Origin of the sequence: Dyadobacter sp. LHD-138, from assembly GCF_030929615.1 — a bacterium.
Classification (GTDB): domain Bacteria; phylum Bacteroidota; class Bacteroidia; order Cytophagales; family Spirosomataceae; genus Dyadobacter.
In genome coordinates this window covers 25,968-52,708 of record NZ_JAVFVU010000036.1, presented here as the reverse complement: position 1 = coordinate 52,708, position 26,741 = coordinate 25,968, and the positions used below count along the sequence as shown (strand labels likewise).

The 26,741-nt window shown below is 44.3% G+C and carries 21 protein-coding genes and 1 pseudogene; 2 read left to right on the top strand and 20 right to left on the bottom strand.

Annotation, left to right across the window (positions count from 1 at the left end; translation table 11 throughout):
- Positions 1 to 128: 128 nt before the first annotated feature.
- A complete protein-coding gene (locus tag RB622_RS23540) occupies positions 129 to 1,958 on the top strand; it encodes a cytochrome c peroxidase (RefSeq protein WP_308049167.1) in 1,830 nt (609 codons plus the stop codon).
- 58 nt (positions 1,959 to 2,016) lie between these two features.
- Complete coding sequence (locus RB622_RS23535; protein ID WP_308049166.1) at positions 2,017 to 4,116, top strand: metallophosphoesterase; 2,100 nt, start codon at positions 2,017 to 2,019, stop codon at positions 4,114 to 4,116.
- A 372-nt stretch (positions 4,117 to 4,488) separates the two neighbouring features.
- On the opposite strand, the gene RB622_RS23530 is transcribed toward RB622_RS23535, so the two are convergent.
- The 20 genes and pseudogenes from RB622_RS23530 to RB622_RS23430 all read right to left on the bottom strand — a co-directional run bounded on the left by RB622_RS23530 (position 4,489) and on the right by RB622_RS23430 (position 26,596).
- Complete coding sequence (locus RB622_RS23530; protein WP_308049165.1) at positions 4,489 to 5,397, bottom strand: bestrophin family ion channel; 909 nt, start codon at positions 5,395 to 5,397, stop codon at positions 4,489 to 4,491.
- Positions 5,398 to 5,447: 50 nt separating this feature from the next.
- A complete protein-coding gene (locus RB622_RS23525) occupies positions 5,448 to 5,909 on the bottom strand; it encodes a hypothetical protein (RefSeq protein WP_308049164.1) in 462 nt (153 codons plus the stop codon).
- A gap of 155 nt (positions 5,910 to 6,064) precedes the next feature.
- Positions 6,065 to 7,429 (bottom strand): HAMP domain-containing sensor histidine kinase, encoded by a 1,365-nt coding sequence (locus RB622_RS23520; RefSeq protein WP_308049163.1) that lies wholly within the window; start codon positions 7,427 to 7,429, stop codon positions 6,065 to 6,067.
- Positions 7,413 to 8,111, bottom strand: coding sequence for a response regulator transcription factor (locus tag RB622_RS23515; RefSeq protein ID WP_308049162.1), 699 nt, complete (start codon positions 8,109 to 8,111; stop codon positions 7,413 to 7,415). Before RB622_RS23515 ends, RB622_RS23520 begins: the two co-directional genes overlap by 17 nt.
- 416 nt (positions 8,112 to 8,527) lie before the next feature.
- Complete coding sequence (locus RB622_RS23510; RefSeq protein WP_308049161.1) at positions 8,528 to 9,313, bottom strand: glucose 1-dehydrogenase; 786 nt, start codon at positions 9,311 to 9,313, stop codon at positions 8,528 to 8,530.
- 8 nt (positions 9,314 to 9,321) lie between these two features.
- Positions 9,322 to 10,181: pseudogene (locus RB622_RS23500) on the bottom strand (alpha/beta hydrolase).
- Positions 10,182 to 10,269: 88 nt separating this feature from the next.
- Positions 10,270 to 11,112, bottom strand: a complete 843-nt coding sequence (locus RB622_RS23495) for an ankyrin repeat domain-containing protein (RefSeq protein WP_308049158.1) — start codon at positions 11,110 to 11,112, stop codon at positions 10,270 to 10,272.
- A 144-nt stretch (positions 11,113 to 11,256) separates the two neighbouring features.
- Positions 11,257 to 11,697 (bottom strand): hypothetical protein, encoded by a 441-nt coding sequence (locus tag RB622_RS23490; protein WP_308049157.1) that lies wholly within the window; start codon positions 11,695 to 11,697, stop codon positions 11,257 to 11,259.
- Between the two features lie 110 nt (positions 11,698 to 11,807).
- Positions 11,808 to 13,226, bottom strand: a complete 1,419-nt coding sequence (locus RB622_RS23485) for an enolase C-terminal domain-like protein (RefSeq protein WP_308049156.1) — start codon at positions 13,224 to 13,226, stop codon at positions 11,808 to 11,810.
- A 247-nt stretch (positions 13,227 to 13,473) separates the two neighbouring features.
- The gene (locus tag RB622_RS23480) at positions 13,474 to 14,526 is read right to left on the bottom strand and encodes a ferritin-like protein (protein WP_308049155.1); all 1,053 of its coding nucleotides are present in this window, start codon (positions 14,524 to 14,526) and stop codon (positions 13,474 to 13,476) included.
- A gap of 24 nt (positions 14,527 to 14,550) precedes the next feature.
- On the bottom strand, positions 14,551 to 16,482 hold the full coding sequence (locus tag RB622_RS23475) for a hypothetical protein (RefSeq protein WP_308049153.1): 1,932 nt from the start codon (positions 16,480 to 16,482) through the stop codon (positions 14,551 to 14,553).
- A gap of 24 nt (positions 16,483 to 16,506) precedes the next feature.
- On the bottom strand, positions 16,507 to 16,896 hold the full coding sequence (locus RB622_RS23470; RefSeq protein WP_308049152.1) for a nuclear transport factor 2 family protein: 390 nt from the start codon (positions 16,894 to 16,896) through the stop codon (positions 16,507 to 16,509).
- A 623-nt stretch (positions 16,897 to 17,519) separates the two neighbouring features.
- A complete protein-coding gene (locus RB622_RS23465; RefSeq protein ID WP_308049151.1) occupies positions 17,520 to 19,130 on the bottom strand; it encodes an aminotransferase class V-fold PLP-dependent enzyme in 1,611 nt (536 codons plus the stop codon).
- Between the two features lie 358 nt (positions 19,131 to 19,488).
- Positions 19,489 to 21,315, bottom strand: coding sequence for a hypothetical protein (locus RB622_RS23460; RefSeq protein ID WP_308049150.1), 1,827 nt, complete (start codon positions 21,313 to 21,315; stop codon positions 19,489 to 19,491).
- Positions 21,316 to 21,341: 26 nt separating this feature from the next.
- Positions 21,342 to 21,749 (bottom strand): hypothetical protein, encoded by a 408-nt coding sequence (locus tag RB622_RS23455; RefSeq protein ID WP_254562059.1) that lies wholly within the window; start codon positions 21,747 to 21,749, stop codon positions 21,342 to 21,344.
- A gap of 263 nt (positions 21,750 to 22,012) precedes the next feature.
- On the bottom strand, positions 22,013 to 23,257 hold the full coding sequence (locus tag RB622_RS23450) for a dipeptidase (RefSeq protein ID WP_308049149.1): 1,245 nt from the start codon (positions 23,255 to 23,257) through the stop codon (positions 22,013 to 22,015).
- Between the two features lie 51 nt (positions 23,258 to 23,308).
- Positions 23,309 to 23,698 carry a carboxypeptidase-like regulatory domain-containing protein gene (locus tag RB622_RS23445; RefSeq protein WP_308049147.1) on the bottom strand — a complete coding sequence of 130 codons (390 nt, stop codon included), beginning with the start codon at positions 23,696 to 23,698 and terminating at the stop codon, positions 23,309 to 23,311.
- A 21-nt stretch (positions 23,699 to 23,719) separates the two neighbouring features.
- On the bottom strand, positions 23,720 to 24,676 hold the full coding sequence (locus RB622_RS23440; protein WP_308049146.1) for a cytochrome c peroxidase: 957 nt from the start codon (positions 24,674 to 24,676) through the stop codon (positions 23,720 to 23,722).
- Positions 24,677 to 24,695: 19 nt separating this feature from the next.
- Positions 24,696 to 25,250, bottom strand: a complete 555-nt coding sequence (locus RB622_RS23435; RefSeq protein ID WP_308049145.1) for a protein-disulfide reductase DsbD domain-containing protein — start codon at positions 25,248 to 25,250, stop codon at positions 24,696 to 24,698.
- A 29-nt stretch (positions 25,251 to 25,279) separates the two neighbouring features.
- Positions 25,280 to 26,596, bottom strand: coding sequence for a TlpA disulfide reductase family protein (locus RB622_RS23430; protein ID WP_308049143.1), 1,317 nt, complete (start codon positions 26,594 to 26,596; stop codon positions 25,280 to 25,282).
- Positions 26,597 to 26,741 lie beyond the last annotated feature (145 nt).

The following is a 26,741-nucleotide window of genomic DNA, read 5'->3' as shown; positions in this document are numbered from 1 at the left end:
GATACTGAAAATATTCAATGCGAATGCCATTTTTCAATACCAGTCAATAAATTTACCGGTTTTACTTCTCAATACCTCTTAACTTTGTCCATCAGTTTCCTGGGTTTCATTTCAGGAAAGACGAATATATGGCTGGAACCTTCAAATTATTTCTACTATTCAGCGCTTTGCTATGCATGTTCATGGCGGCAACTTCCCCTGATCAAAACAGCATCGGGGTAGCGCATTGCGTCGAACAATTCCGAAATGATTCCAAAGTTTTCGCCACATCGATTTCCGGGCTTGCGAAAGCATTGGAAAATCTGGATTCTTCCAAACCCGAAACCGTTCAGCAAGCGAAGGAAACTTTGGTTGAAAGCCGACTGGCTTATAAAAAGATCGAATATTTACTGGAATATTTTTTCTATACTTCTTCCAGGGTTTATAACCGTGCGCCCAAAAACGAAATTGAAGAACCTTTTCTGGAATATCAGGAACTCGCCGGATTGCAATACCTTGAAACCATGCTTTTTGATAGTCTGCCCGAATCGCACAAAAGTACTTTTGCAGAACAAAGCAGGTTGTTACAAACGGCTTCGGGGGATCTGAATTCCCTTTTGTATCAGTTCCAGGGTACTGACAAACAAATCCTGGAAAGTGTCCGTATGGAACTGATCCGCATTATTGCGCTGGGCATCACCGGATTTGATGCACCGTTGTTGAAATCAGGTATTCCCGAGTCGGCGATTGCTATGGAGACCATCCGAAAAGTGGCAATACCTTATCTCAGCAAAAGTAAATCCAACACGGATAGTTTGCGTTTTTATCTTGACAAGACGTCGAAATATCTCCACGAAAATCCTGATTTTGATTCCTTCGATCGGTTATTATTTCTTACAACCTGCGCATTGCCGCTGCAAAAATATTTAGGAATAATGATCAGGAATAATGATTGGGATTCGAACAAATACGGTGTTTTGAATTATGGTGCAGATAATATGTTCGCCAGTAACGCCTTCCAAAGTCACGCATTTTCAGGAAATAACAGAAAGTCATCCAACAAAGAAATTGCCCTGGGGGAAAAACTTTTTTCAGAAACCATGCTTTCCGGCAATGGTGCTAAAAGCTGTGTGTCCTGCCATAATCCTGCAAATTATTTTACGGATGGTTTACCAAAAAGCATTGGGTTTGATCAGATAACGACGGTTAAAAGAAATGCTCCCACACTCCTGTACAGTAGTTTTCAGCACAGCCAGTTTTGGGATGGCCGGGTTAAAAGTCTGGAAGAACAGATTCAAACGGTGATCACCGACCCGCTGGAAATGAACGGAAAATTAAATATTATTTTATCAAAATTAAATAACGACAAAACATATCGAAAGGCTTTTCAAAAGGCTTTTTCTAAAAAACGTCATGAGCCTGTTGTGGATCAGGAAGTCTTCAAGGCAATTGCTGCATACATCCGGACTTTGAATCCCTACAATGCACCCTTTGACCAGTACGTACAAGGAAACAAACAGGCATTGACAGAAAATCAAAAATCCGGTTTTAATCTTTTTATGGGCAAAGCACAATGTGGAACCTGCCATTTTGCACCGCTTTTTAACGGACTTATCCCTCCGTTTTATACACTCACCGAATTTGAAGTGTTGGGAACAACAAAGACCGATAACCTGGAAAAAGCGTCGGTTGATCCGGATGAAGGCCGTTTTTCTTCACGTCCTATTAAATTTTACCAGGGTGCTTTTAAAACGCCAACCGTTCGGAATGCTGCAAAAACGGGCCCGTATATGCACAACGGTGCCTTCCGGTCATTAGAAACGCTAGTCGAATTTTATAATCAGGGCGGCGGTGCAGGCTTAGGATTGGCAATGCCCAGCCAGACCTTGTCATCCGGGAAGCTCAATCTTACAGAAAGTGAAAAAAAAGATATCATTGAATTTTTAAATGCACTGACAGATGATATGAAAAATATGTAAATTATTCGGAATTTTAACTGGCCGTACGAAGGCACTGTTCCTCTAACATTTGAACGATATGAAAAAAAATATACTCCTAATTCTTCTTCTCTCTTTCGTAATTCCCGGTTATGCCCAGCTCATCCGGGGCCCCTACCTACAGGCAGCTACCTCCAACAGCATGGTGATTCGCTGGCGGACGGATGCCGCCGCTACGTCGCGGGTCCAGTACGGTAGTGCCGCAAATGCCCTCAACCAAAAAGTGGAAGATAATGCTATGGTCACCGAGCATGAAATTAAGCTGACGGGCTTATCTCCCAAGACAAAATATTTCTATTCCATCGGATCAGCAACGGTTGTTTATCAGGGCGATGACAATAACTATTTCGAGACAACGCCGGTGAGCGGAGAAATAGGAAAATACCGTTTTGGTGTTTTGGGCGATTGCGGTACAAACTCGGCTTTTCAGGGAAATGTGCGGGACCAGCTCACCGCTTATCTTGGAAACAATTACATGAACGCCCTGCTTCTTTTGGGAGACAATGCTTATTCGCATGGAACGGATCCCGAATACCAGTCGAATTTTTTCAATCATTACAAAGACAATTTCCTAAAAAAATATCCACTGTTCCCCACCCCGGGTAACCACGATTACGGAAATGACAATCCTAATTTGCAGCTTAGCCACAAGATGCCGTATTATGATATTTTCACGATGCCGATTAAAGGAGAATCAGGCGGAGTCGCTTCCGAAAATGAAGCGTATTACTCCTATGACTACGGCAATGTGCATTTCCTTTCCCTTGATTCCTACGGAAAAGAAGATCAGTCCACCCGGCTTTATGATACGCTCGGGAAACAGGTGCAATGGATAAAAGCAGATTTGGCAGCCCATAAAAATAAGGGTTGGGTCGTCGCGTACTGGCATCATCCGCCTTTTTCACTGGGTTCAAGAAACGGAGAAACAGAAACTGATATGATTAAGATCCGCGAAAATTTTATCCGTATTCTCGAACGCAACGGCGTAGACCTGATCCTTTGCGGGCATAGTCACGTCTATGAACGAACCAGGTTAATGCAAGGATTTTATGATTATTCCGGTGCTTTTAACGGTGCGGTTCATAATGTCAGCCAGTCATCCGGGAAATATGACGGAACAGATAATTCCTGTACTTATATCAAAAACTCGACATCCAACAAAGGAACGGTATATGTTGTGGCGGGTTCTGCCGGGCAACTGGGAAATCCGAGTGCCGGATTTCCACATAAGGCCATGTACTATTCCAATGCAGAACAGGGCGGTTCGCTGATGCTGGAGGTTGAAGGGAATCGGCTGGATGTAAAATGGATTGGTCGGGATGGATTGATCCGAGACAAGTTTACGATCGTAAAAGATGTGAATCAGAATAAAAACCTGAGCATCGAACAAGGAAAAAGCGTGAATCTGGAAGCTTCTTTTAATGGCCAGTATGTATGGAACACCGGAGCAACTTCCAAAATTGTAACGGTATCACCCACGGCTGATACAGATTACAGCGTGAAGGACGCTCAGAATTGCCTGAATGATGTTTTTCATGTAAAAGTAACCATTCCAGTTACTGTGAAATTATTTTCCTTTGATGGAGCTGCCGATGCGCAAAACATCGTGAAACTCAACTGGGTAACAGAATTGGAAAATAACTTTTCTCATTTTCAGGTAGAAAGATCGGTAAATGGCAAGGATTTTACCGACCTGGGCCGGGTAAACAGCAGTCAAAATTCCAAAGAGAAAAAATTCTATGAGTTTATTGATCAGACTGGTAAAACAATTCTATCACCTGACACCCTGTCCTATCGCCTGAAAATGACAGACCTGGCCGGAAAGTCGGAATATTCAAAAGTAATTAAAGTCAAATTAAATGAAATCATTCTTGGGAACGACCCGGTTTCAGCGCTTGATGTTCACATCGTCCCTAACCCGTCTTCGCCAGACGACATTCAGGTTAAACTTGTGGGGCAAGATTTCGCCGTTGCCGAGATCACCGTTGTAGACATTTCCGGTAAAGTACTGTTAAACAGAACAATGAAACTCACGAAAGATCTCGCGCCTTTCCTGCCCCAGACTGTTTCCAAAGGAGCGTATTTTCTTAAAGTAGTCATCGACAACAAAACGATCACACGAAAATTTGTGATCTTATAGATGTCGCTGGATCTGGATCACCTTTTATTAAAATCTAAGGAAACTCCTAAAGGAGTTTTCCCGCTGGGTTCCTGCGCATTGTTATCTATAAACAGGGTGCTCCAAAGGAGCTGGAATAAGTCGATTCATTTAGATCAATTAAATGTTTGTAACACCACGATTTGTCATTGCATAATGATTTACCAGGCAACCTACGCGACATTGTACTGGTCAGTTTAAAGAATCAGATGTTTCGCATCGTCGCTCCATTGGAGCAACCTGTTTATAGAAATCTAGGTCACAACCCGATTTTGGCTCCGTAGGAGCCGCCTGTTTATCACAAAAAAAGTGGGCCTATCCGGCTCACTTTTTTATTAACACTTACTACTGTACTTACAAAATATAAAATGCAGCCGGTTCGAATGCTTTTGGAACGTATTTTTCGTTCATCATCTGTTTCAGGTCGCGTTCGATGTTGCGGGAGATTGAAAGTACCGGCGTATCGGTCGGTTTATTTTCAAAAGGATCCTGCAAATGAATTGCCATTTTCTCAATAAGGAAAAAACATGCTGTAATTACCACCAACACAGGCACCATCAAAAATCCAAAAAGATCTACCATCCCAAATGGTAACAAGACGATGAAAAAGTGGAGCGCCAAATGAATGTACAAGCTATACGTAGCCGGAAAAACTGTGTTTTTAATCCGCTCACATTTCCCCATGGCATCTGTCAAGCGCGTCAGCGTATTATCAATTTCTATTTGCTGATATGAATTGACCCACCCTTGTTTCAGTGCGTTGTTAAGATCCCTGGCGTGTAATTGTACGAGTCCCAGATGCTTGTTGTCGTAGTCTCCGACGTATTCACACTCATCGTCCGACACAAATTTTTCCACCGAAGGCATCGGATCTTCCTTACGAAGGCCGTTGCCGAGCGCATAACACCAGGCAATTTGCCGGTTGATAATCCTGTGTTTGAAGGCCTTGATATTTTCCGGCTGATACGGATCATCCATCAGCGAAAGCACCTGACGGGCCAGCGTACGTGAATCATTCACAATAGATCCCCAGATAATTCGGGCTTCCCACCACCGGTCGTATGCCTGGTTGGACCGGAAAGCAAGCAACAGCGATATGATCGTTCCCAAAACGGTCGGCACCGTCATGTTGATGGAAATATTGGTGATCTCAAAGTTTTTATAGACAATTTCAATGGCCAGTCCATACACAGTCACCAGCAGCACTTCATATTTTATTTTCCCAAATATGTATTTAATGGGAATATTTTTTTTAAGAAGCATAATTTATATGGCTTTATTGATTGTTGGAATAACGGATGTTAGCTGAATGGTTACCGAAAATTTTCGATGTCGGAAAATACGGAGTTGTTAATTTCATCCGCATCAATCAGTGGTAGTCCGCATTTGTGAATGACCGGCAGGGCATCAATACTGCTTTTACCAAGCTTGGGCATGCCGTAACTTTTAGAATAAGCTATAAAGTCTGCGTTGTTATAATCCAGAAAGTTTTTAAAAACCGCCAGTTTGCTTCCATAAAAAAACTCTACGGTTATGCTTTTCAATCTTCCGGTGTAAACATTTTTCAGCATAGCACATTCGTGACGGAATTCGTCCGATACAAACTCGTATTCTTTTTTACGGTAATTTGAAAAAAGCAGGTCCTGAATATCGTCAGCGACATGGAACATGTGTATAAAGAGAATTCTTACTTCTTCCTTCGCATTTCTCACAATCGTCTCGGCTACCTGGATAGACTCAATACTGAAATCACTTGGAATTATTATCGTTTTCATAATCCTATCGTTTTGGTTAACAATGCTTTTCGTTGAAATTTTGATAATGCAATGTTACAGCCGACGGATTAGCACCAGCTAAAAACGAGATTATAATCCTGTGAGTGATTTATTAAAATCAGATGAGAATATTAAAATGGGGTTAGAAGCAACGCTTACTTAAACGGCAGATAAACGGTAAAACGGGTCCCCACGCCCACTTCACTGTTCACGACAATGCTGCCCAGATGCAGCTTTATAATATTATTTGTCAACGGAAGTCCAATCCCGTAACCCTGATACTTTTCGGTATTGGAAGCTCGGAAAAACGGTACAAAAATCTGGGCTATCTCGCGATCCGGGATACCTATGCCCTCATCGGTGATCTCGATAATCACATACGTTTCACCCGCTTTTATCAGCACGTGAACCGGTTTATTGTCCGAGTACTTGCAGCTATTTAATACAATATTGGTAAATGCAGCCTTCAACAAGGTTTCATTTCCGTTTACGACCAGTTTTTCTTCATCTTCGGGCAGCTGATCAAAGTTAATTTCCACTTTATTATCAGGCATGATCTGATCTGCGGTGCCTTTAACGGATAAAATCAGCTCGTCAATCCTGATTTCATCCCATTGTTCCTTTTTTCCGTCAAAACCCGTTTGGGCCAGACTCAGCATACTATTCGTAAGATGTTCCAGTTTTTCCGATTCACGAAAAATAGTGCGGAGGGAATCTTTCGCAATTTCGGGGATATCGTCGATGGAAAGCCCGAGCTGCGCCTCGCCGCTGATAATGGTCAATGGTGTTTTAAACTCATGAGAGGCATTGCTGACGAAATTATTCTGGATCTCGAAGGTAATTTCCAGCCTGTCGAGCATATCGTTAAAAGTTTTGGAAAGATCCGTAATTTCATCCTTACTCGTACTCACCTTCAGGCGCTGATTCAGGTTATGCGCACTGATCCCTTTTACATTCCGGATAATCTGACGGATCGGCTGAAAAATCTGGATGGAGAAAAACTTGCCAAACGTAAATACAAAAATCAGTGAGATGAAAAACCCGATAATGAGCAGATTTTTAAGATTTTCCATTTCCTCCCGCCCATAAAGGTCCACGGCCGAAGAAAGAACAATAACATTTTCACCCGACTGAATAATCCCCAGGCCAACATAGGAGGTGTCATTCTTAAAAAAACGCGCCGGTTGTTTTCTTACAATTGCATCATAAAATGACTGCGGCATTGGAAATCGCTTTCTCAGACTATCGGCTTTATGTATCTCGTTTTTCCAGATGATCTGATGCTGTTCATACGGAAGATCCCCGAGATGTTTTTCTTTGAAGTCGTAATATATGGAAGTCTGGGATTTATTTTTTTCCAGCGCCGCATGCCCGACGATATTGGAACGGACTTCCAGCCTGTGAAAAAAACTGCGGGAAATGCTGTCCGATGCGAAGATGTAAATAAAAACACTGAGCGACAGAATGATCCCCGCCGTCAGCACTGTAAAAATAAGGGAAATTCTATTTTGGATCTTCATAAGTCTGACGCATCACATAACCCATGCCGAAAACGGTATGAATAAACTTGACACGGTGGTTTTTATCGATTTTTTTCCGAAGATAATTGATGTAAACGTCCACGACATTGGTTCCCAGGTTGAAATTGATATCCCAGACATTTTCAAGAATTTCCATGCGGTTCAACACTTTATTCTGGTTGGAAAGCAGAAATTCAAGCAAACGAAATTCCGTCGCCGTCATGTCAACAGGCTGAGAATCCCGGGTAACCGTTTTCGTTATTTTATCAAGAATCAGATCTCCGATTTTAAGTATGTCGTTATTTTTCTCCGCTTCCTGCTCTTTGCCACGACGGGTTAAAGTTCGGATGCGGGCTTCCAGTTCGGCCAGTTTGAAAGGTTTGGTCATGTAGTCATCTGCACCTGCATCCAGCCCGGAAACAATGTTTTCGGTCGTTCCAAGGGCGGTGAGCATCAAAATCGGCATGGAGGCATTGGTACTTCTGATTCTCCGGCAAACCTCCATACCATTCATGACTGGGATCATCAGATCCAGCAAAACCAGGTCAAACTCATGCTGCAAGGCCATCTGCAAACCCGACTGGCCATCCATAGCCACAGTAACTTCATGTCCGGACGCGGAAAGGCTTCGTTGAATAAGGGATATTACACTGGGTTCGTCTTCGATAAGCAAAAGCTTCATGTGCACATTAAATGTATAAGAGTGTTGGCTTGCTAAAATAACCTGCTTTTGCCCTAAAAAATTCTTGCCAGACCATTAATAAACAAAAAGCAGGCTATGAACTGAATCAATACCTGCCTTTAAAACTAATGAATGAATCGCTAAACCCGAATATTTTGTAAGAACAATTTTGTAACCAAACGCTTCCCTAAACCATCTGATCCGTCATTTTTCCCTACTTTTTCAGATATCGAACATAACCATAAACCAACCCGAGTACCACAAAAACAGATGCAAATAGCCCCAGACGTATGTCGGAGTCAGGAACCAGATGCTTGGATTCGAACAAAAAATACCGTATCAAAACACAGTGAAACATCGCGTTTTACTGTGTTTTGATACGGTAAAGGAGAAAAATGCGTCTTAAAAATTCGGGATTATCTTGCCGTCCAGCCCCCATCGACTGTTAACATGGAGCCTACCATATAGCTGGAAGCATCGCTGGCAAGAAAAATCGCAGCGCCCTGAATTTCTTTTAATTGTCCCCAGCGTCCGAGTGCTGTGGCGCCAAGCACAATCGTTTTGGCTTCTTCGCTATCGGCAATGGGAATATTCATATCCGTCAAAAAAGGCCCTGGGCATATTGCGTTGACCATAATATTGAAAGGCGCCAGTTCAAGCGCCAGAGCCCTTGTCATTTGTACGATTGCTCCTTTGCTGGCCGTGTAAGGAGTGCGGTTGGCCAGCCCGACCAACCCGAGTGTACTCGCAAGGTTGATGATCCGTCCGCTTTTTCTTTTTTTCATAAAAGGTGTTACCGCCCTTGAGCTTAGCCAGGTTCCATTTACGTTCACCTGCATGACCTTGTTAAAATCCTCATGTGATATTTCATCAATCGGGCCACGGATGTTTATGCCCGCGCTATTGATCAGAACATCAATTTTGCCAAAAGTATTTACAGCCATTTGCGCCATTGCCTCTGTTTCCACCTGACTGGTAATATCAGCAGCGAAAGCAATGGCATTAACACCAAAATCCCTTTCCAGTTGGTCCGCTGCAACTTTTCCATCTTCGATGTTTCTGTTTACAAGCATAATGTCTGCGCCGGCGGAGGCCAATCCGGCGGCCATTGCATAACCCAGACTGCGGGAACCGCCGGTAATGACGGCACTTTTTCCTGTCAGATCGAATTGTTTAATACCGGGAAGAATCGAGTCGTGCATAAGCCGGATTAATACTGATGAAAGCCCTGCGAAACAAATTCCAGTACACTGGGAAGCGAAGTTCGCCAGTATGTCCAGTTATGAGCCCCCTCACGGATCCTGAACTCATGGGGAATTTCCTTTTTACGCAAGGCAATGTGGACAAGACTGTTTCCTTCAAACAGGAAATCATCGTCACCACAATCGATATACCAACGCACTGCTTTTTTCTGCGCATCCGGAACCTTATCGATCAATGCCAGCGCACTGTGCCTGTTGTAGTAGTTGGTTACCGTTGAATCAGCAATATTGGTGTTATTTCGGGTCAGATTTTCCGGGCATCTTCCAGGGTAATAGGCCCGGTTGACGCACTTAACGGGCAGGCCGATGAAAACAATTCAGGATGATGCAGCGCGTACATAAAACTTCCGCCACCGCCCATCGACAAACCAGCTACGGCCCTGTACCGCTTGTCCGTTTTAATTCTGTATTTCTTTTCCACAAAAGGCATCAGCTCCTGAAAGAAAAAATCCTCATAGGGCCAGTCGCCTTTTACGTCGTTAAAATAGCCTCTGCGCCCCGTATCGGCATCCGGCATCACGATAATCATCGGTGTGGCCAGTCCGTCGCGGATGGCTTTGTCCGTAATATTCAATACTTCACCAAACTGAACCCAGCCTGTGTGATCATCACCAGAACCATGCAACAAATATAAAACCGGATAACTTCTCTCCGATGTACCATAATCAGGCGGCAAATAAATCGCAAATTTCCTTTCTGATTTCAGTAACTTACTTGGGAGTGAAAGGTTATCCAGTACTTTCCCCGACTGGGCAAAGACACAGGTAACCAACAATACGAACAGCAGGGTAAAATTAACGGTTTTCATATGCGCCGGAATAATTTTGAGTTTACCAACAGGTAAGCCCAAAACAGCTTCAAACTACTGTACAGAAAGCTTTTAAAAAGATCAGCAATTACTGCCCGCCTGGTTCCGCTCCCTGTGACCGAAGATAATCAGCGATTGCAATATTTTCCACATGCATTGCCCAATCCAAAGCATTGCCATGATAGATTGTATCTTTCAAATCCATTCTGGCACCCGCTTCAACCAACATCCTCACATTTTTTTCATGGCCGGAAAGAATGGCCTGATGCAAAGGCGTAGAAAACATATGGGCACCTTCGGGATTGTAAAGATTCGGATTCTGGCCTGCGTCCAGCAATAATTTCAAAATTTCAGGATGTCCGTGCTGTGCTGCAAAAGCCAGCGCCAAATGCTTTTGCCGGTTGTCCGACAGCCGAATAAGTTTTGCAGCACGATCGGTTCGTCCGGTTGCCGAGGCGGTTGGCAAATCAACTACCACTCCCCTGGCGATCAGCACTTCCACTACCTCAAACTCCGCATGCGCGAGCGCCGGTAGCATGCCTCCGTTCGGGTCTGCTCCATAGGCACAAAGCAGATTGATCAGGGGAATCTGCACCTTGTATTCGCGTGCGACATGTCCTGAACAAACCAATCCAAGTGTATAGGCAATCTGAACTGCATTATTTTTTGCACCAGCTTCCAAAATTACCCGGGCAACCTCCACTATGTTTTTGGGAAGGCGGTCATGTCGCACTGGATTTTCGGCAACGAATTCCAGCAGACCTGGATTTTTGAAATAACCTTCTTCATTAAACCAGATGCGCTGATAAACAAGCTCCGGATGTTGAACCAGATATCGTTCCAAACCAACTGCATCTCCGGCATCCAGCAAATCCACCGCATTCCGGAATTTGCTGTCTGTGATACGTTCATGATATGGTTTCGTTTCCATCGGACCATCATTTGATAAGTCAAATTAACAAACAATTACCTATAAAATTACAGCGTTAATTTATAAAAAAAGAAGCCCGGATTCGCCGGACTTCTCTGATATCATGCAGTACATTGTTTCATGCTAAAAACTTCATGAACACATTTACTGCATCGTCGATAACTTGGTTTCATCGTCAGCAATTTTGCTTTTCAGCGACTCTATATTTTTTTTCAGGGTGGCCAGATTACTTTCCGCTCTCCGGGCCTTTTTAGCATCCCGTTCCGCAGCATTGGCACTTTTACGTGCGCTTTTTGCATGCTTCTTGTGCTGTGCGTCCTCACTTAGTTTTGCAGCCATTTTACGATTCTCATCCGCAGATTTCTGAGCCTGCTCCGCCGTCTTGGTCACCTCAGCCGTTTTTTCAGCCAATTGATTTTCATACTTGGCCAGTTCCAGCTTGCGATCGGTTAATTTCTTGCGTATTTCCAGTGATTCTTTGTGTTGCTTTAAAACATTTAATGAATCCTTTGATACTACCTGTGCTGACAGAGAAAGAGATATAAGCATCATTCCCAGTGTGTTGACAATCCATTTCATTTTCATAATCATCATAATTAATTGTAAATCAATAACTTTATTAGCTCGTAAAAACCATGCCGGTCACGAAGTAATTTACAAAAATTATAGAATATATTCTCGATTGCAAGAAGTTTTTATCCGGTGACAAATAAATCCGAATAATGCTGTGAAGATTCCATAATACCACCACTTTGTTCAAAAAACGTCTTATCCGTCAGATAAACGCCGTTACGGGTTTGTGTCCAGTTTGCACCGGCTTTGGGGTGATAACGCATCAGCCTATCCCAATTTTTATAATACTGATGCCCATTTGTTTCCTGCAAACCAATGGCAATATCCGGAAATGGTGACAACCGGGCCGCAACCGATTTATTCCAGTCTACCAATATCGGGTTAACGGTCAGGTCGGCACAAAAACATGGAATTTTCTTTTCATATGCTAGCTGGGTGATTTTCATTGTCATACTCAAAGTCTTCGCGATGGCTTTAACAATCATCACCGAATATCCCTGTTCCATCCGTTTGGCGGCATCTTCGACCGTATGTGCACTTTCATCCGCACCGATCCGCACCCCTACATCACCGACAAAATCATTGTTATCTTCTCCGAGCGGTTCCTCAATGACGGCAATCTGATCCAGGGCGCCAATCTTTTTCACATGATCAATAAAGCGTAAAAGGGTTTCCTTTTTTTCGTATCGTCCATTCGGATCAATGTAATACGGGATCTTGCCTTTTTTCGTATAAGGTGTTTCGTAATGCCCGATCGTTTTATGAACCGCCGACATAAAAGCCATATCCTTTTCCAGCATCTCCGCCTGCGTTCCGGCCGATCCTGTTTTCAGTTTCATGATAAAATAACCTTCATCCGCAGCGGTTTTTATTTTTCCGGTATCCGTACCCACTGCAAATGAAGGAATGCTCGCAACTTTTTCGTGACGGTAGGAAAGACTGGGTTTGTAAGCAGCCGGTATCATTTCATCAAACGTTTTCATCTTATTTTCAGCCGCGTAGAGAAGCCAGGCGGCATTGTCGACACTCACAAGTGCATTCAGCGCGAAAGTTTTTCTAAGATCCGCATTCCCTGTTATCTTCTTTCCATAAGCCAAAACTTCGGGTAACAGTTGATCCAGCAGTGCAACCGGATCCGTAAATGAAGTTCCTTTCATCATTTGTAAAGCGCGTTCGGTCATCGCATACATGAGCGCATTTCCTGCACTTTCCGAATGCCCGGCCGCAACCTTCGAGTCCGACCATAACACACCCTGCGTTGCCAGGCCAACTTTCTTTATTCCCGAATCAGATTCAAGATAAGCCGCCGTTTGCCAGCTTTCGGTAATCTGACTGCCTTTAAAACGATAGGGATTCAGCGCCTCGCGCTCAAAGTTGGCGCTGACATTTTTTACGCGAACCGGATTTTTTATACTATTAGCCGTATTCATTTCTTTTAAATTTTGTCCAAAACCTGTTAACCCCAAAGATGCCAATGCGCTGGTATACTTTACAAACTCACGCCGGTTTACAGGATTTTCACTATCGGGAAAAATATTCATGGATATTAAATTTGATCAGATCAGAAGGCCATAAAAGCACTCTAACCTTAAAGCAAAGTAAGGTCCGGTTATAATCTGATTTGGACTAAAAGTTATCGGAGCCGAGTCGTTTAAAATTATTTGCCCTGCTATTGGCATAGGAAATCAGGACACTGAAATAAATCAGGACGGCAAAAATCATGTATTCACCACAAAAAAGCGCGGAGTTGCAAAACATCCGCGCTTTTCTCTTTCCAGTCCAGCCGCTTTAAACCAGTACGCTGGAAGGAACAGTGATATATTCAAACGAAGGCCCGATGGTATAACCTTCCTTGTTCGGAAACGGCGTTGCACACAGTTTTTCGGCCGTTAATTTGAGGTCATACATGATCCCGATGGTGTTGTCCAGCCCTGCCGGATCGCCGTTAAAAGTTTTATGCAAGCCTTGCAGCAAAGAAAAATAGCTGGTATTGAACTGGTTCATCCGGTTCCATTCTTCACTGCCCTTTGGCAACATATCAATTTTGGTATTCGGGAACAACGGGTATACCTCATCCGGATTAAAAGGAATATCCGGTCCTGTAAAAGAAAAACCGTTGGGCGCATTGTCATCTTTGATCAATTTTTTGCCTTTAAACAACTCTTCAAAACGATAATAATGGGCAAGTTCTCCATCCTGGTCCAGAGGAGAAATGGACGTTCCTTCACCCTGTTCCACGATAATGTTAATGGCATTGACAGCATCATGTCTCGTGTAAATCGGAAAGAGTAATGCCGGATCGAAAAAAGACGAAGTCACCTGTTTGCTTTTATCTCCGGGCAATTCCAGAGGCGCTATTTCTTCAATCTTTTTTTGCAAAGCCAGATAAAACTGCCCGATGGTACTGAAATCCTGGGTTGCCCCCAGAGAATAAGATTTAAAAACCAGCGGATTTTCCGGCTCTTCTATTTCCATAAAAACATTTTTCACGCAGGCCTTTGAGTATTTTTCAAGTCCCACGATCAGCCCGTTCCCGATCCCCATGGGCAAAGGGCCAGGATATTCGGGTACAAAATCACTGTTATTGATATAAGGCTGCCCACCCAGCGCATTCAGAATATTGGCCGCGATGGTCATGTGCATCATTTCTTCAATCACGATGGAATGAATGATCCGTCTGTCGACCAGATTTTTTCCAGGCTTGATCGAAAACATGGCCGTCAGATAAGGCGGAATGGTCGAATGCTCCAGTTCAATGGCATTTTGAAGCAACGGATACAGCTCTTCCAACGCCTCGGACTGCTGCACTTTTTGTATAAATTTCGAATCTATTTTAAGCATTGTGAGGATTTTTCTAACGGTGGATCATAAATTTTCAAACAAGTTGTCTGTCTTTGGAAAGCCTGGAAATGATCCGTTTTTAGCTTTAACAGCCTCTTTGTATTGCATCTGTTTTTCGGATAATGCCGTTCCCACCGCAACCGGATTTTCCGATTTAGGTTTTTCAGCAATACCCTTCCGACTGCTTGCACGGGTTAACACCGGATCCTTTAACCAATTGAGAATTGTCTGTCTTTTAGGAGCAGATAAGTCCCTCGTCACCGGCATGTGCATGGTATCTTCCATCACCCGGGAAAAAGCGAAAATCAAAATGTTCTTTTTCAGGATCAAGTCTTCCGGATCAGAAAGGTTCACGACATATTTGCTCATGATCGGATACAGATTGCTGTACTGGATCATCATGGAAGAAATATCCGACCAGACCGGTTTTTCTATCACTTCAAAATAGTCCCGCAAATGCACCACCACCGACTCAGTCCCGAAAGCAGGATCAATTGTACTGATCTGATAATCAAACGTGTATATCTGCCCGTCGATATAATGCCTCGGGCTATGGATTGCATTGCCAGTCAACAGCATTTTTGCTGTTCCTTTTTCACAGGTGGAGATCTGCGACTGAAAGGTTATCCCATCTACTGGGTAATTGTTCCCGTAAAGCTCGGAAATTGGACTTTGGGGACCAATCGGAGTGTCTGGCGTCGGGGCCTCCAGGGTAATCGTGATGACATTGCTGGCAAGCGGTTTCCCCCATTGATAGGCATAAAAATCGACTTCAACGGAGTCGCCGCAGTCCAGCCGCTGCACAAAATCATCTGCGCGCACAAAAAGTCCGTCGATCGATTCACGTGCGATGATCGCATACTGCCCCGGGTTGGCGGCTGATGGCGTAAGCACCAGCAACTGATGATTACCCAGCGCCGTTATGATTTCTGAGGATAAATTATTAAACGAAACAATACCGCCCGTTTGATTCAGCCAGTTGGGATCCGATTGATAATTCAGTGGGCCAATCTCCGTAAAATCATCCGGCGTAATGTAGAAAACCGGACTCGCTTTGCTGGCAACATAAGTCAGCGGGATTTTACTCACTGCCAGGATCAAGGTTTGATTGAAATTGATCGCCCCGATGGAATTGGCAACCGGAAAGCTGGCACCAAAATCAATGGAAAGCCGCTTGTTATCCGTTTCAACCAGAAAGTTGGTATTGTTCAGATACGTCGAGCGAATGCCACTGTTGTAATTGATCCCGTATAACCGTCGGTATGGCGCAAACGTGGTTGGCTCTCCTTCAAAATAAGGCCCGATCGATCCGATAATTCTGCCAAGCGAAAACCTGCCGTCATTGTGTGCGTAATAATATCCAAAGGGATTTAAATTTATCGATAACTTATCCCCCTGCGTGGTTGTTTTTAATTGCTTTAAAAATGGCGAAGTATCCGCCAGTTCGCCCCATTCCACATTTGTTAATGTGGAAGTCCAGGTTGCCCCAAGTGGCTGGCCATTGCTTTTCCCACCATCCAGCTGTCTGAGCTGAATATCCCGAAAACAGGTTGCTTTGATATCACCTTTAAAAAGCAGCTCATTCTGTGCCGTGCTAATTCTCAGCTGCACACACCATAAGGCCGAGACCATTTGGGCATCAGGATCCAGATCGACCATTTTTCCGGTCGGGCGTCCTTCCGCCCCGACAACGAGCTGACCAATGATGATATCCTGTGACGAGTCGGACTGCGTAGTCCCATCGGGCAGAAAAATCTGGCGAACAGCGCAATTCTGAAAATCAAAAACAGCGCCTCCTTCCGGATTCCACCATCCGTTGGTGGCTCCCTTTCCGGGTTCCTGAAAATTGGGTTTGAAAGTGGCATTGTTGTAGTGAGCGGTGTCGTTGTTTACCGTGCTGACGTCAGAGAGGAAATCGCCGGTAAACACGAGCCGCGGCGCGTGTAAATAAGACATGGTGAATTAATTTATTATGAGGGATTAATTTTCAGTATTCCAGATGATAAAGTGCTGCAACCATTGCTCACCGTACTTTTTGTATATCCAAAGCATTCGGCCGACTTCGGATGCCTTTTCTCCGGTTGTTTTGTCGGTGGTTGTCTGGTGATAAATAGCCCATTCGTAAGCGAGATCTCCCTTGATTTCAATATCTTGAGATACATAACGGATCTCAATTTTAAACGCATCGAACCAGGATTTAAGGAAATCCACGCCACCTGCCTTGGTATTAATTACCGGTGCCCCAGGCGCAATCACCGTGAGATCATCAGCCAGTATGGCCGTCATCATGGGTAGGTTACCGGTGTTTTCGGCCTCCTGGACGATAAGCCGAAGCGTATCAATTTTTTCTTTTTCATCTTGCATGTTCATGGTTGTGAAGTTTCAGGTAACGCATAGTATCCTACTGATATCGAACAAATCAACAGAATCTCTGTTTTAAAACAGAGATTCTGAAAACCATATCAATAAGAATGCAAGAAGAAACAACTACTGCAATATTCTACACAGAAAGTAGAATTAATATGACTTAACTTATTTAACGGTAATGTGTATGATGCCATTCCTATACAGCGGGCAGAGACCGCATAAGAACCCGGACGTACCGCGCCGCGCGCCGGACGATCAAAATTGCGGCCAACACCACCAGCCGTTCCCAAGGAACGATATTTTATAATTTCCATATCATGGCTACCAACGAAATGTTCCTATGGGACAAAAACACAGAAACAGCCTTATATCCTTGTCCCATAGGGACATTTCGTTGGTAGCAGGGACAGATCGAGGTGGTTTTCGTTCCGTAGGAACGTTTCGTGGCTATCGAACACTAATAACCTGACAATCAATATTCAAAAATTTCCACCTAATCCGGTAATCATTACAAACGACTTGATGGACTGCCGTTTTAACGACACTACCAAATTTGTCCCATCACGCAGTATCAAAACAAAAAAGAGCTGTGAAGACAGCTCTTTTTTGTACTAAATTAATCAATCCTAAGTCGCCAGCGGTGGTCCTGACGGGATCATTATTTTTTCCCTTTTGGATTTAAACGTATGGCGTTTCGCGGTAAACTTCGCGGTCATATATTCACCCATATAAATCGAACCGGTCATCGCATCATCCTTCACAACGCCAGAGAACATAAAGGTGATGGCGTCTCCAAGCTGACGATCCGTACTTCTCATTTTTATCTCGTTTCCTTCCAGCGTACCCTGCATTTCCCGCACGCTGAACTCGCCTTTATGCGAACCCACCAGCCAATTTCCGTCCTGTTCGATGATCAAAGACTGCTTGCTGGTGCTTGTAAAAAACTCAACTTCCATATCCCAGTGCCCTTTAACAGAGGAAGAAGCCGCTGCCATATCTGTTTTTTGCGGCGCGCGTTTTTGTGTTAAAACTTCGTGCAAACGATCTGAAACGACTTTATCGTCCCCAGGCTGCATTTGCCCGGTGGTGATGGAAACAAAAGTCGCGCCATCGCGGGTACCGCCGCCGAGTGCAATGCGTGGCTTCGTTCTGCCAAAAAGCTCCGCAATTTCTTCGCCTGAAATATTTAGTTTGGCCGGATCCCAGGTGATCCGCAACTGCGGTGTCCGGTTAGAAAGTTCTTTCGGTTCCACCACAGTCGTTTTTACACCGTCAATCGTAGCCATTTTTTTGGAAATAGTATCCAACCACAGCAGCCATCTTTTCCACTCGCCTGCATGGTCACGTTTTGTCCACGCTTCCACAGCAGCAATCATACCCATCGTTTCCTCGCGGCCTACCTTGTTATCACGGCCAGGACCATGATGCGGTGCACTGGCCTGCCAGGCTGACATCAGTAGGTCTTTTCTACCTAAAACCAGCCCGGCACATTGCGGACCGCATAATGCTTTTCCGCCGCTATAAATCACCACGTCCGCGCCCATTTTTAAGTGAACATTCGGGACTGTAAGATCTTCTGCCGCAGCATCCACCATAACGGGAACGTTTTTCTCCTTCGCTATTTTAGAAATAACTTCCAGAGACATCGGTCCACTCATGGATTCCTGCATCGCCATCAGATAAATCATGGCTGTACGGGAGCTTATCGCATTTTTCAGTTCATCAATAGAATCAACTGTGATCAACGTTACGCCCACATTCCGAAGCGCGTGATCATAAACGTTGCGGGAATATCTTGGAATAATCACTTCCGTTTTATCAAAACCAGCCAGATTAGGAATCCGGATCAGCTTTTCGGGATTACCGCCTGTAACACAGGCCGCAGTAACATGTTTCATTCCGGCGGCACATCCAGCCGAAACCATACCCCATTCCGCACCAGTAAGTTCGGCCAGGCGCTTTCCAGCCCCGAAAGCCAATTCATCGTATTGTACAAAAACCTGCGCAGCAGCATCCATGGCATTTCTCACCTCCGGACGTTCAATGGAGCCTCCTATAATCGTAAACGTCCCTCTGCAATTGATAATAGGCTCCACACCAATAGCCTGGTAAATTTCCTTCCCAGCAGCCACCGCAGCACCGTTTGGTTCTGCCACAGGAGCTGACATTTTAGGAAGCATCACACCTCCCGCGAGCGGGAGCAGTGATAAATCTTTAATAGCATCTCTACGATTCATTTTAATAAAATAAGAGTTTTAGGAATTTTTTCAAGGAAATATTAATCGAAATTTAATGCCGGTTTCTGCATGTTACAACACGATCCTGATATCGATTTTTCGGACAATCTTTTTATGCGGGGTCCGAATTATGCTTAAAGTATAATATTTTGAATAAAAAAAGCAAAACGGCTCATTGTATTGTTGTTTCGGCTAAAAACCGGACGAGTTTAACACTAAAACGGTTCTTAACCAAATATAATTAACCTTTTAAGGTAACGTTACCGGTAAGCGGAAGAGCCATCGACGACAATGGAACAGGGCGAGATGTGGCCAAGAAGAAAACTGTCAAAGTTACACATTTAAGCTGCGTCGGGCATTAGTAAAAATCACTCACGGTAAGTTTGACAAAAAAATTACCCTTGTGATGATCCGACGCCGGAGAAAGGGTGTGCATGTAACCCGCCTGAAGTCTCGCGTTGATGATAATCACCTGAAGACCGGCACCAGCTGCGTACCAGGTTTTGGAATTTCCATCGTTGTATAACCTGGCCATGTCAAACAATGCGACCGGTTTGATGGCATAAACATTGGCGCGGTCGGCAAGAAAATTGATGGTCGGGCGAATATCCCGGTTCACGATATTATCGGCAATTTTCTCAGTTTCTTCGTTGTCTGGCAAGCTGTCATTATCGATCAAATCGGATATAATGGCATTTTTTGTCGTTTCCACCACACCTTTCAATGCTGAGCGGAGCGTACTTCTGCGCCGTGCAGTTTCTGAAATAACAATATCGGGGATTAGCGGTCTGGACCAGGCTCTGATGGGAATGGACAGATTGAGATTAATATGCCAGTAGGCACTCCCGCCCTGCAAATACCCCGAAGGATTTCTCATCCCCCCTTCATTTTCGCCCAAACTCCGTACCGAGGGCCCCGGTGAGTACCCCTGGTTTGCCATACCTGACAAAGACTCATACATAAAGTTTCTCGCACCATTTCCAGACCAGAACTGATTATATAAAGGTACATTCCCCCAACTCAGCCCGCCACCGGCCAGCACTTCCATATCAATATTGTTATGCTCTTTACCGATGACGGTGTTGTAGCCCAAATTCGAGCTAAGCCGCTGATAAGATGTCCCGGAATCAAAGTTTTTGGGAAAGTTATCATCAAAATAAATACCAAACCGGGACATCCCCTGCCCTATCCGGCTGTCTCCTATAAATGCTATTCTCAGGCCTCGCTCGGAGACAAACTGCCGGGCCTGGTTTCCGAAGTCGTTCCGTGAGTATCTGAAACCTGCATTGACAGCATATTTAGAGAACACCAGCAATCGACGGATTCCGGTCATTCCGACATTTACGCCAAACACATTTCGTGTACTCTCCTCTTTGCCCAGCGGCAAAGACTGATGTCCGTAATAACCGCCAAGGCTCCATCCCAGATTTTTAACGTTAAAATCCGACCTGTTCAGTTCGAAACCCGTACCGATATCATTGAAAGACTCGCTCAGCGATTTCCGTATTTGCAGTCCAAAATTCAAATGCCATAAGCCGTTGTCTTTACGACCGGAGGGTTTCCCCAAAACATGCAGCAGGTCGGTATTAGTCCGCACAAAAATTGCCGGGCCGTAGTTTCTGTCATTGTAAAAACCGGCGATTGGGGAGGTAATTCTGAGTATTGGCGGAACCTGCGTAAAAAAGACCGGTCGTGCGCTTCGGGGAATGGGTAAGATATTGTCGCCAATACTAACCAGGTCCACACGAAGATAGTAAGGGAAAATTTCGACGCTTACCTGACCGGACGTCGAGTCTGTCACGACGGGGCAAACTTTGGTATAGATATATAAAACAGAGGAAGACTGTTTGACAAACCGCATGAAAAAATTCTGCTCCGAACTGACAAGTGCTGTCCTGATTTCCTCTTGTGCCGGGCCCAGTCTTGCCGGATCAAACAACGTTCCAACCCCTATGATCTGCTCTGTTTTTTGTTGTAAAACATCGGGAACAAATCTCCCTTTTATCGAAACAGACCGCACGGTATAGTGCATGCTTGCCGTAATGGCATTACACGAATCAGCCGCCTGTCCCGACGCGATGTCCGAAATCAGGAGTAAAAACAGGAAAATTTTCAGTACGAATCCGTTCCGAGACAACATTTTAAGCGCAGCTTTGAAACAGACACCATCATTTTCTACCATCATATCAGGAGATCCGAGCCCCGGAAACATCAGGCATTGATTGCCTTTTTCATTGCTGCGTCAATGGCAGCCTGATCTGCTTCGGTCGGAACCTGACCATCCTCACCAAACGGTTTAACCAACGGATAGACATTATCCCGGAACGCCCGTACCTGTGCTCTTTTCATGCCTTCGTCGGTAATTGCGGCAACTTTATCAATATCATTGGGGTCACCGGCCACAAACTCGACACTCACAATCTGGTCAAAATCGCTCTCTGGCGTTTTCTTCTTATAGAGATCGAAAAGCAGCTTCCACACCTCTTCATTTTCAGCCGTGCAGGCTTTCTGAACTTCGATGGTAAACTTATATCCGGATTCGGGACTAAAAACCATAACCCGTAATAAAAAAGGAATACATCTTTTGACGGTTTCGGGCGTTGTGATGTTCGTTGGCATAGTAATATTAAATAAAGTACTGATTTACAAACAATGCTCATTCTTTCTTAAAACAGCACTCAAACTTAACATGAACATTTTTAAATCAATCGTAAAACCGGAGCATTTTTATTCAATGGTCATCTTCCGGTTTCGAATGATCTTTTGTATGCCTCCGTTTAATTTACCCAAATTAACCTTTGCCGAATTTTTGTAACAGACAAAAAAATGTCCGGAAAATGAATATTTCCAGACACGTAAATCTAAAATCGATATAAAACTGCTCAGCTCTTGCCAGCCTGTTTTTCAACTTCTTTGAAAACCCTCAGGAAGTTGCCTCCCCAAAGTTTTTTGATATCTTCTTCGGAGTAACCTCTTTTGATAAGCTCCTGCGTAATGTTCGGGCCGTCAGCTACGCTGGCATAACCTTTCACTCCGCCACCGTGATTAAAATCGGCACTGAAACCCACGTGATCAATCCCGATCAGTTTAACGGCATGGTCAACCGAATTGAGATATTCGTTTAGCGTAGCATACTTCCATTCATTTCGCGAAAACTCCTTGTAAGCATCTTTAAACTTCCGGTACCCGGCTGAATCCAGTTTTTCTTTCGGGTTATCCTTACCCACCACCAGCCCAAGCGGTTCAAATATTTTCTTTTTGTAATCCTCCTTAAAAGCAGCCGTGTCTTTCAAATAAGCTGCAAACGCAACAATATGCACAACCCCGCCTTTGTCCGCAATCGCCTTCAATTCCGCATCAGACAAATTTCTTGTATTGTCAACGATACTTCTGACGCCCGAATGCGAAGCAATAACCGGCGCTTTGCTCAGTGCCAGGGTCTGGTTTAAAGCATCGGTTGTCAGCTGAGAAACATCAATGATCACGCCCAAACGGTTTAAAATCGGAACGGCCTGTTTTCCAATAGCTGTCAAACCGCCAGCCTCATTGGGTTTGTCGCCATAAGCTTCGCTAGGACGCGACGAGTCAGTCCAGTCGTTATTTCCGGCATGCGCAAAACCAAAGAGACGCACACCCTTATCATAATAATGGCTGATCAGCGAGGTATCCTTCCCAAGCGAAAGGGCATTCAGAAAACTTAACAAAATCCCGTGTTTCCCACCATCGGCAATCCGCTCGATGTCTTTGGTCGACTTTACGAATTCCAGTTTGTCCGGATGTTTATTGACAAAATCCTGAATGGTCGTCAGCTTCGAATCCACCTGCTTTCTTGCCAAAACAATATTTTCCGGAGTCCGGCGGAGCGGATCCGCAAAAAGAGCGAGCGTCGCGATATCCAGCTGCCCTTTCTCCAATTTGACCAGGTCAATCTGATCCAACGTTTCGGTACCGGCGTCATTGCCTTCTGCGTCAAAGTCTTCGCGGATATCGATGTGCGGATCGATCGTGAGCGCAGCCTGATGAACTTTTGCAAAATCTTCGTTTGTAGCCGTTTCTTCTGCTTTTTTCTTGCACGAGAAGTTGAGCGACAACCCCAGAACAAGTGCTGTTACGATTATTCTTTTCATTTTTTATGGTGTTAAAATCGGTCTCAGGATTGAGGCCGATCAGTGATGTTGCTATTTGTTAATTGATGAAGATGTATTTTGTGTAAACACGTTTTCTTCTTTTTTATCCATTTGCCGGAAAAGATATCCCGTGCGTTTCTGTCCGTACTTCTCGTCCAGATTGATGTTGTATTTAAAATCGGCACCAACAATAACCTCCCGGTCAACAAAATACCTGGGCGATAACTCGATCGTATCGCCTTCTGAAACAATCAGATCAAAGTAGCCGTCATCGGCAGTCACCAAACCCTGATGCGTACCTTTCACCATCACAATGATCCCGCCTACCGGATTGCCGTTTTCGCTGGAAGTAATCGTCCCGATAATGCTTTTCTTTTGCGCAAAGGATGGCGCCGAAATCGCGACAGACAAAATGCCAAGTACTATGATTTTTCGTTTCATAACCCGATAATTAAGTATAAATCACTTCTTTTTAAACCGGTCGTCGGTAAGTGCTTCCAGAAACGCAACGACGTCATCCACTTCTCTGTCTGACAGGTTAAGCGAGCTGCCCAGCGACAAATCCCGGTTGATACTGTTACTGATAAATTTGTCTGGTGTGTTGTAATATTGCACCACCTCACGCAATGTCCTGAACATCGCATTGTGCATGTACGGGGCAGTGACGGCCACATTCCGCAATCCCGGCACTTTGAACATACCGATATGCGCGCTATCCTTACTGATTTTAAACCGCCCGGTATCGGTCAATTCTTTGCCGTTAAACAATCCGATACTTTTAAAACGGTCGGCTGTGAAGTCTTCTCCTGAGTGGCATGTAGCACAATTCGCTTTGCCGATAAACAATATACGTCCGCGAATGGCCGATTCCGACATCGCCTTTTCATCGCCGTCCAGATACCGGTCGTAAGGCGTATCCGTCGTTTCCAGCGTTCTTTCAAATGCGGCGATCGCTCCTAAAAGATTTTTCTGGTTTACTTCTGTCTTAAATACTTTTTGAAAAGCAGCGCTGTAAAAATCATGCTTCTTTAAGCGCTCAACAGCCTGCTCAACCGGCAAATCCATTTCGTCGTGTGCAGAAAGCGGACCAAGAATCTGTTCTTCAAGTGAAGAAGCCCTGCCATCCCAGAAAAAGTCTGTCCGCCCCGACAAATTGGTAAGTGCCGGGCTATTCCTGGCCACACGTGTACCCTTATCACCAATACTGAACGCGGCAGTATCGGCAAATGCGAAAGCCGGAATGTGACATGAGGCACAGCTGATCACCTGCCCGCGCGACAAAACGGGATCGAAAAAAAGCTTTTCCCCCAGGCCCTCTTTTGTTAATACCTCCTCTTCTTTCTGAGCCTGAAAGGCCACAGTCAGCGTAAAGGCAAACCCACTAAGGATCACGATAAAAAATTTTTTTATCCTTAACATTTTTTGAAAAAATTATTGATCAATTAACCTGAAAAGTTTCCTGGAAAGGCACGCAGATTCCGTCTTTGTTATTGCAAAGAAGCCCTTTGATGGTCCCTTTCACCAGTGCATCCTTTTTTACAATTTTAATCTTCTGACGAAATTCCGCCTTTTCAAGAAAATAGGTATAAGCCACATCCCAGATCGGGTCAACGGTTTTCAATGGAGAAACCGCCGTTATATCACCCAGCAACTTGTAATGCTCGGTGCCGGTAAATTTAAATTCTGTGGGCAGCGGACCGATATCACCCTTAAAATCGGACGAATACAATTTCCAGTCCTTGTTGATATCTGCCGAAAAGACCACCTCAATTTCATCGCCGGGCTTGACGCTGTTTTTTGAAACCGAAACTTTCCATTTAGAAATATCCTTTGTCTCCTGCGCATACGCCGAGGACATGATGATCAGTAAAAAAACGATCAGTTTGTTAATCATGATAATAATCCGTGAAATAAGCGAAGCCAATAATTTCAGGTACAAAGCGATAAACAACTGCAAAGTACATCGTTTCCGGAGGCTTTGCAGTTGTTTCAAATTACAGCGTACCTAAACTTACACGCATATTATTTAGAACTCTTTGTTGCAGATGTCTTTGCAGACGTAAATGTGGATGGTACCGGCTCAGCGATTAACTCGTCAAGATCCTTGTTCCACTTTTTCACATACTCCGTATAGTAATCACCGGTAATGGTTCCGGTGTATCCTGTATGGATCTGGCGAACTTCTCCTTTGCGGTCAATCAGGATGGTTGTTGGGAAAGCCATCATGCGGTTAAGGGCAGGAAGTTTTTCAGATGCCACTTTTTTATCAGCAATACCACCGAAAAGAACATCATACTCGATTCCATACTTTTTCTTCAAAGTACCCAGGGTATATTTTGCGTATTCAAGGTCATCTTTTTGCTCAAAACCGATCGCAATCGCTTCTACACCACGTGCTTTGTTTTCTTTAAACCATGGTGATAAAAATGCAGTCTGGTCCGTACAGTTCGGGCACCAGGTACCTACAATTTCGACGATTACAACCTTTCCCTTATACTTGTCATCGCTTAACGAAACCTGTTTTCCGTTCAGGTCAGGCAGTGTAAAATCAAGCTTGGTATAACCTTCTTTCAAGTGCGTAAGTTTATATGGATCAGGCAATTCCGCCAGCGCGTTTTTAGATCCCTCAAACTTGGTGTTGTCATAAATACCGGAGCTGATCACGCCTGTGATCGAACCGTCTTCATTGATTTTTCCTTTGTAAACCCTTGGGTTTGGGCCAGAGAAATGTGAAAGCACAAATTCATCGCCTTCCACAACGCCTTCCAGTTCACGGCTATCGCCCACGGTCGACATCACCACGCCGGTAAGTTTATTCCCTTCCTGCTTCAAAAGCGCCACGTTGTCAGGCATTTTTGCTTTACTGTAAACCTGTAAATCCCATTTTCCCGTTAGGTTATGTTTGGTTGGCTGTTCTTTTCCTTTTTCTACGAAACGGTAGTCCTTACCATGCTCCGCAGAGAATGGAAGCGAACTTCCCCGGAAACCAGGAACCAGACTTCTGTATTCTCCGGTAATTTTTCCATCAGACTCCACATTGGCCACGAGAGCGGCATCATAGGTGTTCATTTTGACAAAAATAGAGTCACCGCTCAGTTTTGTCACCTTGAAATCATCCCTTCTCGTTCCGTTCAAAAGTGTCAGGATCGGATGGTCTTTATCTTTGTTGTTGTATTCAAAATTAAATGGAATGTGGGTTTCGCTGATTACGAATTCACCACGCCAAATCCCCTGTTTCGGCGCTTTTGCACCCGGTTTATCGTCTCCTGCATTTGCATAACTGCTTAAAATGGTGGCGCCTGCCAAAGCCACGGCTTTAATCTGGTTGTTGATTTTCATACAACTTGATTTTGTTAAGTTTTGAAATAATAGTTAACTATATGCCTTACGGAACTGCTCCGAAAGAACTCTTACTGAACCGGAAACATTTGCAGGATTTTTTCCGATAATACGTTAACTAATCAAAGGTGGTTTTTAATCAGTC

Bases quoted from the DNA above. Each gene is read 5' to 3' on its own strand.
- RB622_RS23460 (WP_308049150.1), bottom strand. From the start codon at position 21,315: ATGATGGTAGAAAATGATGGTGTCTGTTTCAAAGCTGCGCTTAAAATG.
- RB622_RS23490 (WP_308049157.1), bottom strand. From the start codon at position 11,697: ATGAAAATGAAATGGATTGTCAACACACTGGGAATGATGCTTATATCT.
- RB622_RS23495 (WP_308049158.1), bottom strand. From the start codon at position 11,112: ATGGAAACGAAACCATATCATGAACGTATCACAGACAGCAAATTCCGG.
- RB622_RS23445 (WP_308049147.1), bottom strand. From the start codon at position 23,698: ATGAAACGAAAAATCATAGTACTTGGCATTTTGTCTGTCGCGATTTCG.
- RB622_RS23470 (WP_308049152.1), bottom strand. From the start codon at position 16,896: ATGAACATGCAAGATGAAAAAGAAAAAATTGATACGCTTCGGCTTATC.
- RB622_RS23440 (WP_308049146.1), bottom strand. From the start codon at position 24,676: ATGTTAAGGATAAAAAAATTTTTTATCGTGATCCTTAGTGGGTTTGCC.
- RB622_RS23480 (WP_308049155.1), bottom strand. From the start codon at position 14,526: ATGCTTAAAATAGATTCGAAATTTATACAAAAAGTGCAGCAGTCCGAG.
- RB622_RS23475 (WP_308049153.1), bottom strand. From the start codon at position 16,482: ATGTCTTATTTACACGCGCCGCGGCTCGTGTTTACCGGCGATTTCCTC.
- RB622_RS23465 (WP_308049151.1), bottom strand. From the start codon at position 19,130: ATGAATCGTAGAGATGCTATTAAAGATTTATCACTGCTCCCGCTCGCG.
- RB622_RS23515 (WP_308049162.1), bottom strand. From the start codon at position 8,111: ATGAAGCTTTTGCTTATCGAAGACGAACCCAGTGTAATATCCCTTATT.
- RB622_RS23520 (WP_308049163.1), bottom strand. From the start codon at position 7,429: ATGAAGATCCAAAATAGAATTTCCCTTATTTTTACAGTGCTGACGGCG.
- RB622_RS23430 (WP_308049143.1), bottom strand. From the start codon at position 26,596: ATGAAAATCAACAACCAGATTAAAGCCGTGGCTTTGGCAGGCGCCACC.
- RB622_RS23525 (WP_308049164.1), bottom strand. From the start codon at position 5,909: ATGAAAACGATAATAATTCCAAGTGATTTCAGTATTGAGTCTATCCAG.
- RB622_RS23535 (WP_308049166.1), top strand. From the start codon at position 2,017: ATGAAAAAAAATATACTCCTAATTCTTCTTCTCTCTTTCGTAATTCCC.
- RB622_RS23450 (WP_308049149.1), bottom strand. From the start codon at position 23,257: ATGAAAAGAATAATCGTAACAGCACTTGTTCTGGGGTTGTCGCTCAAC.
- RB622_RS23510 (WP_308049161.1), bottom strand. From the start codon at position 9,313: ATGCACGACTCGATTCTTCCCGGTATTAAACAATTCGATCTGACAGGA.
- RB622_RS23540 (WP_308049167.1), top strand. From the start codon at position 129: ATGGCTGGAACCTTCAAATTATTTCTACTATTCAGCGCTTTGCTATGC.
- RB622_RS23455 (WP_254562059.1), bottom strand. From the start codon at position 21,749: ATGCCAACGAACATCACAACGCCCGAAACCGTCAAAAGATGTATTCCT.
- RB622_RS23530 (WP_308049165.1), bottom strand. From the start codon at position 5,397: ATGCTTCTTAAAAAAAATATTCCCATTAAATACATATTTGGGAAAATA.
- RB622_RS23485 (WP_308049156.1), bottom strand. From the start codon at position 13,226: ATGAATATTTTTCCCGATAGTGAAAATCCTGTAAACCGGCGTGAGTTT.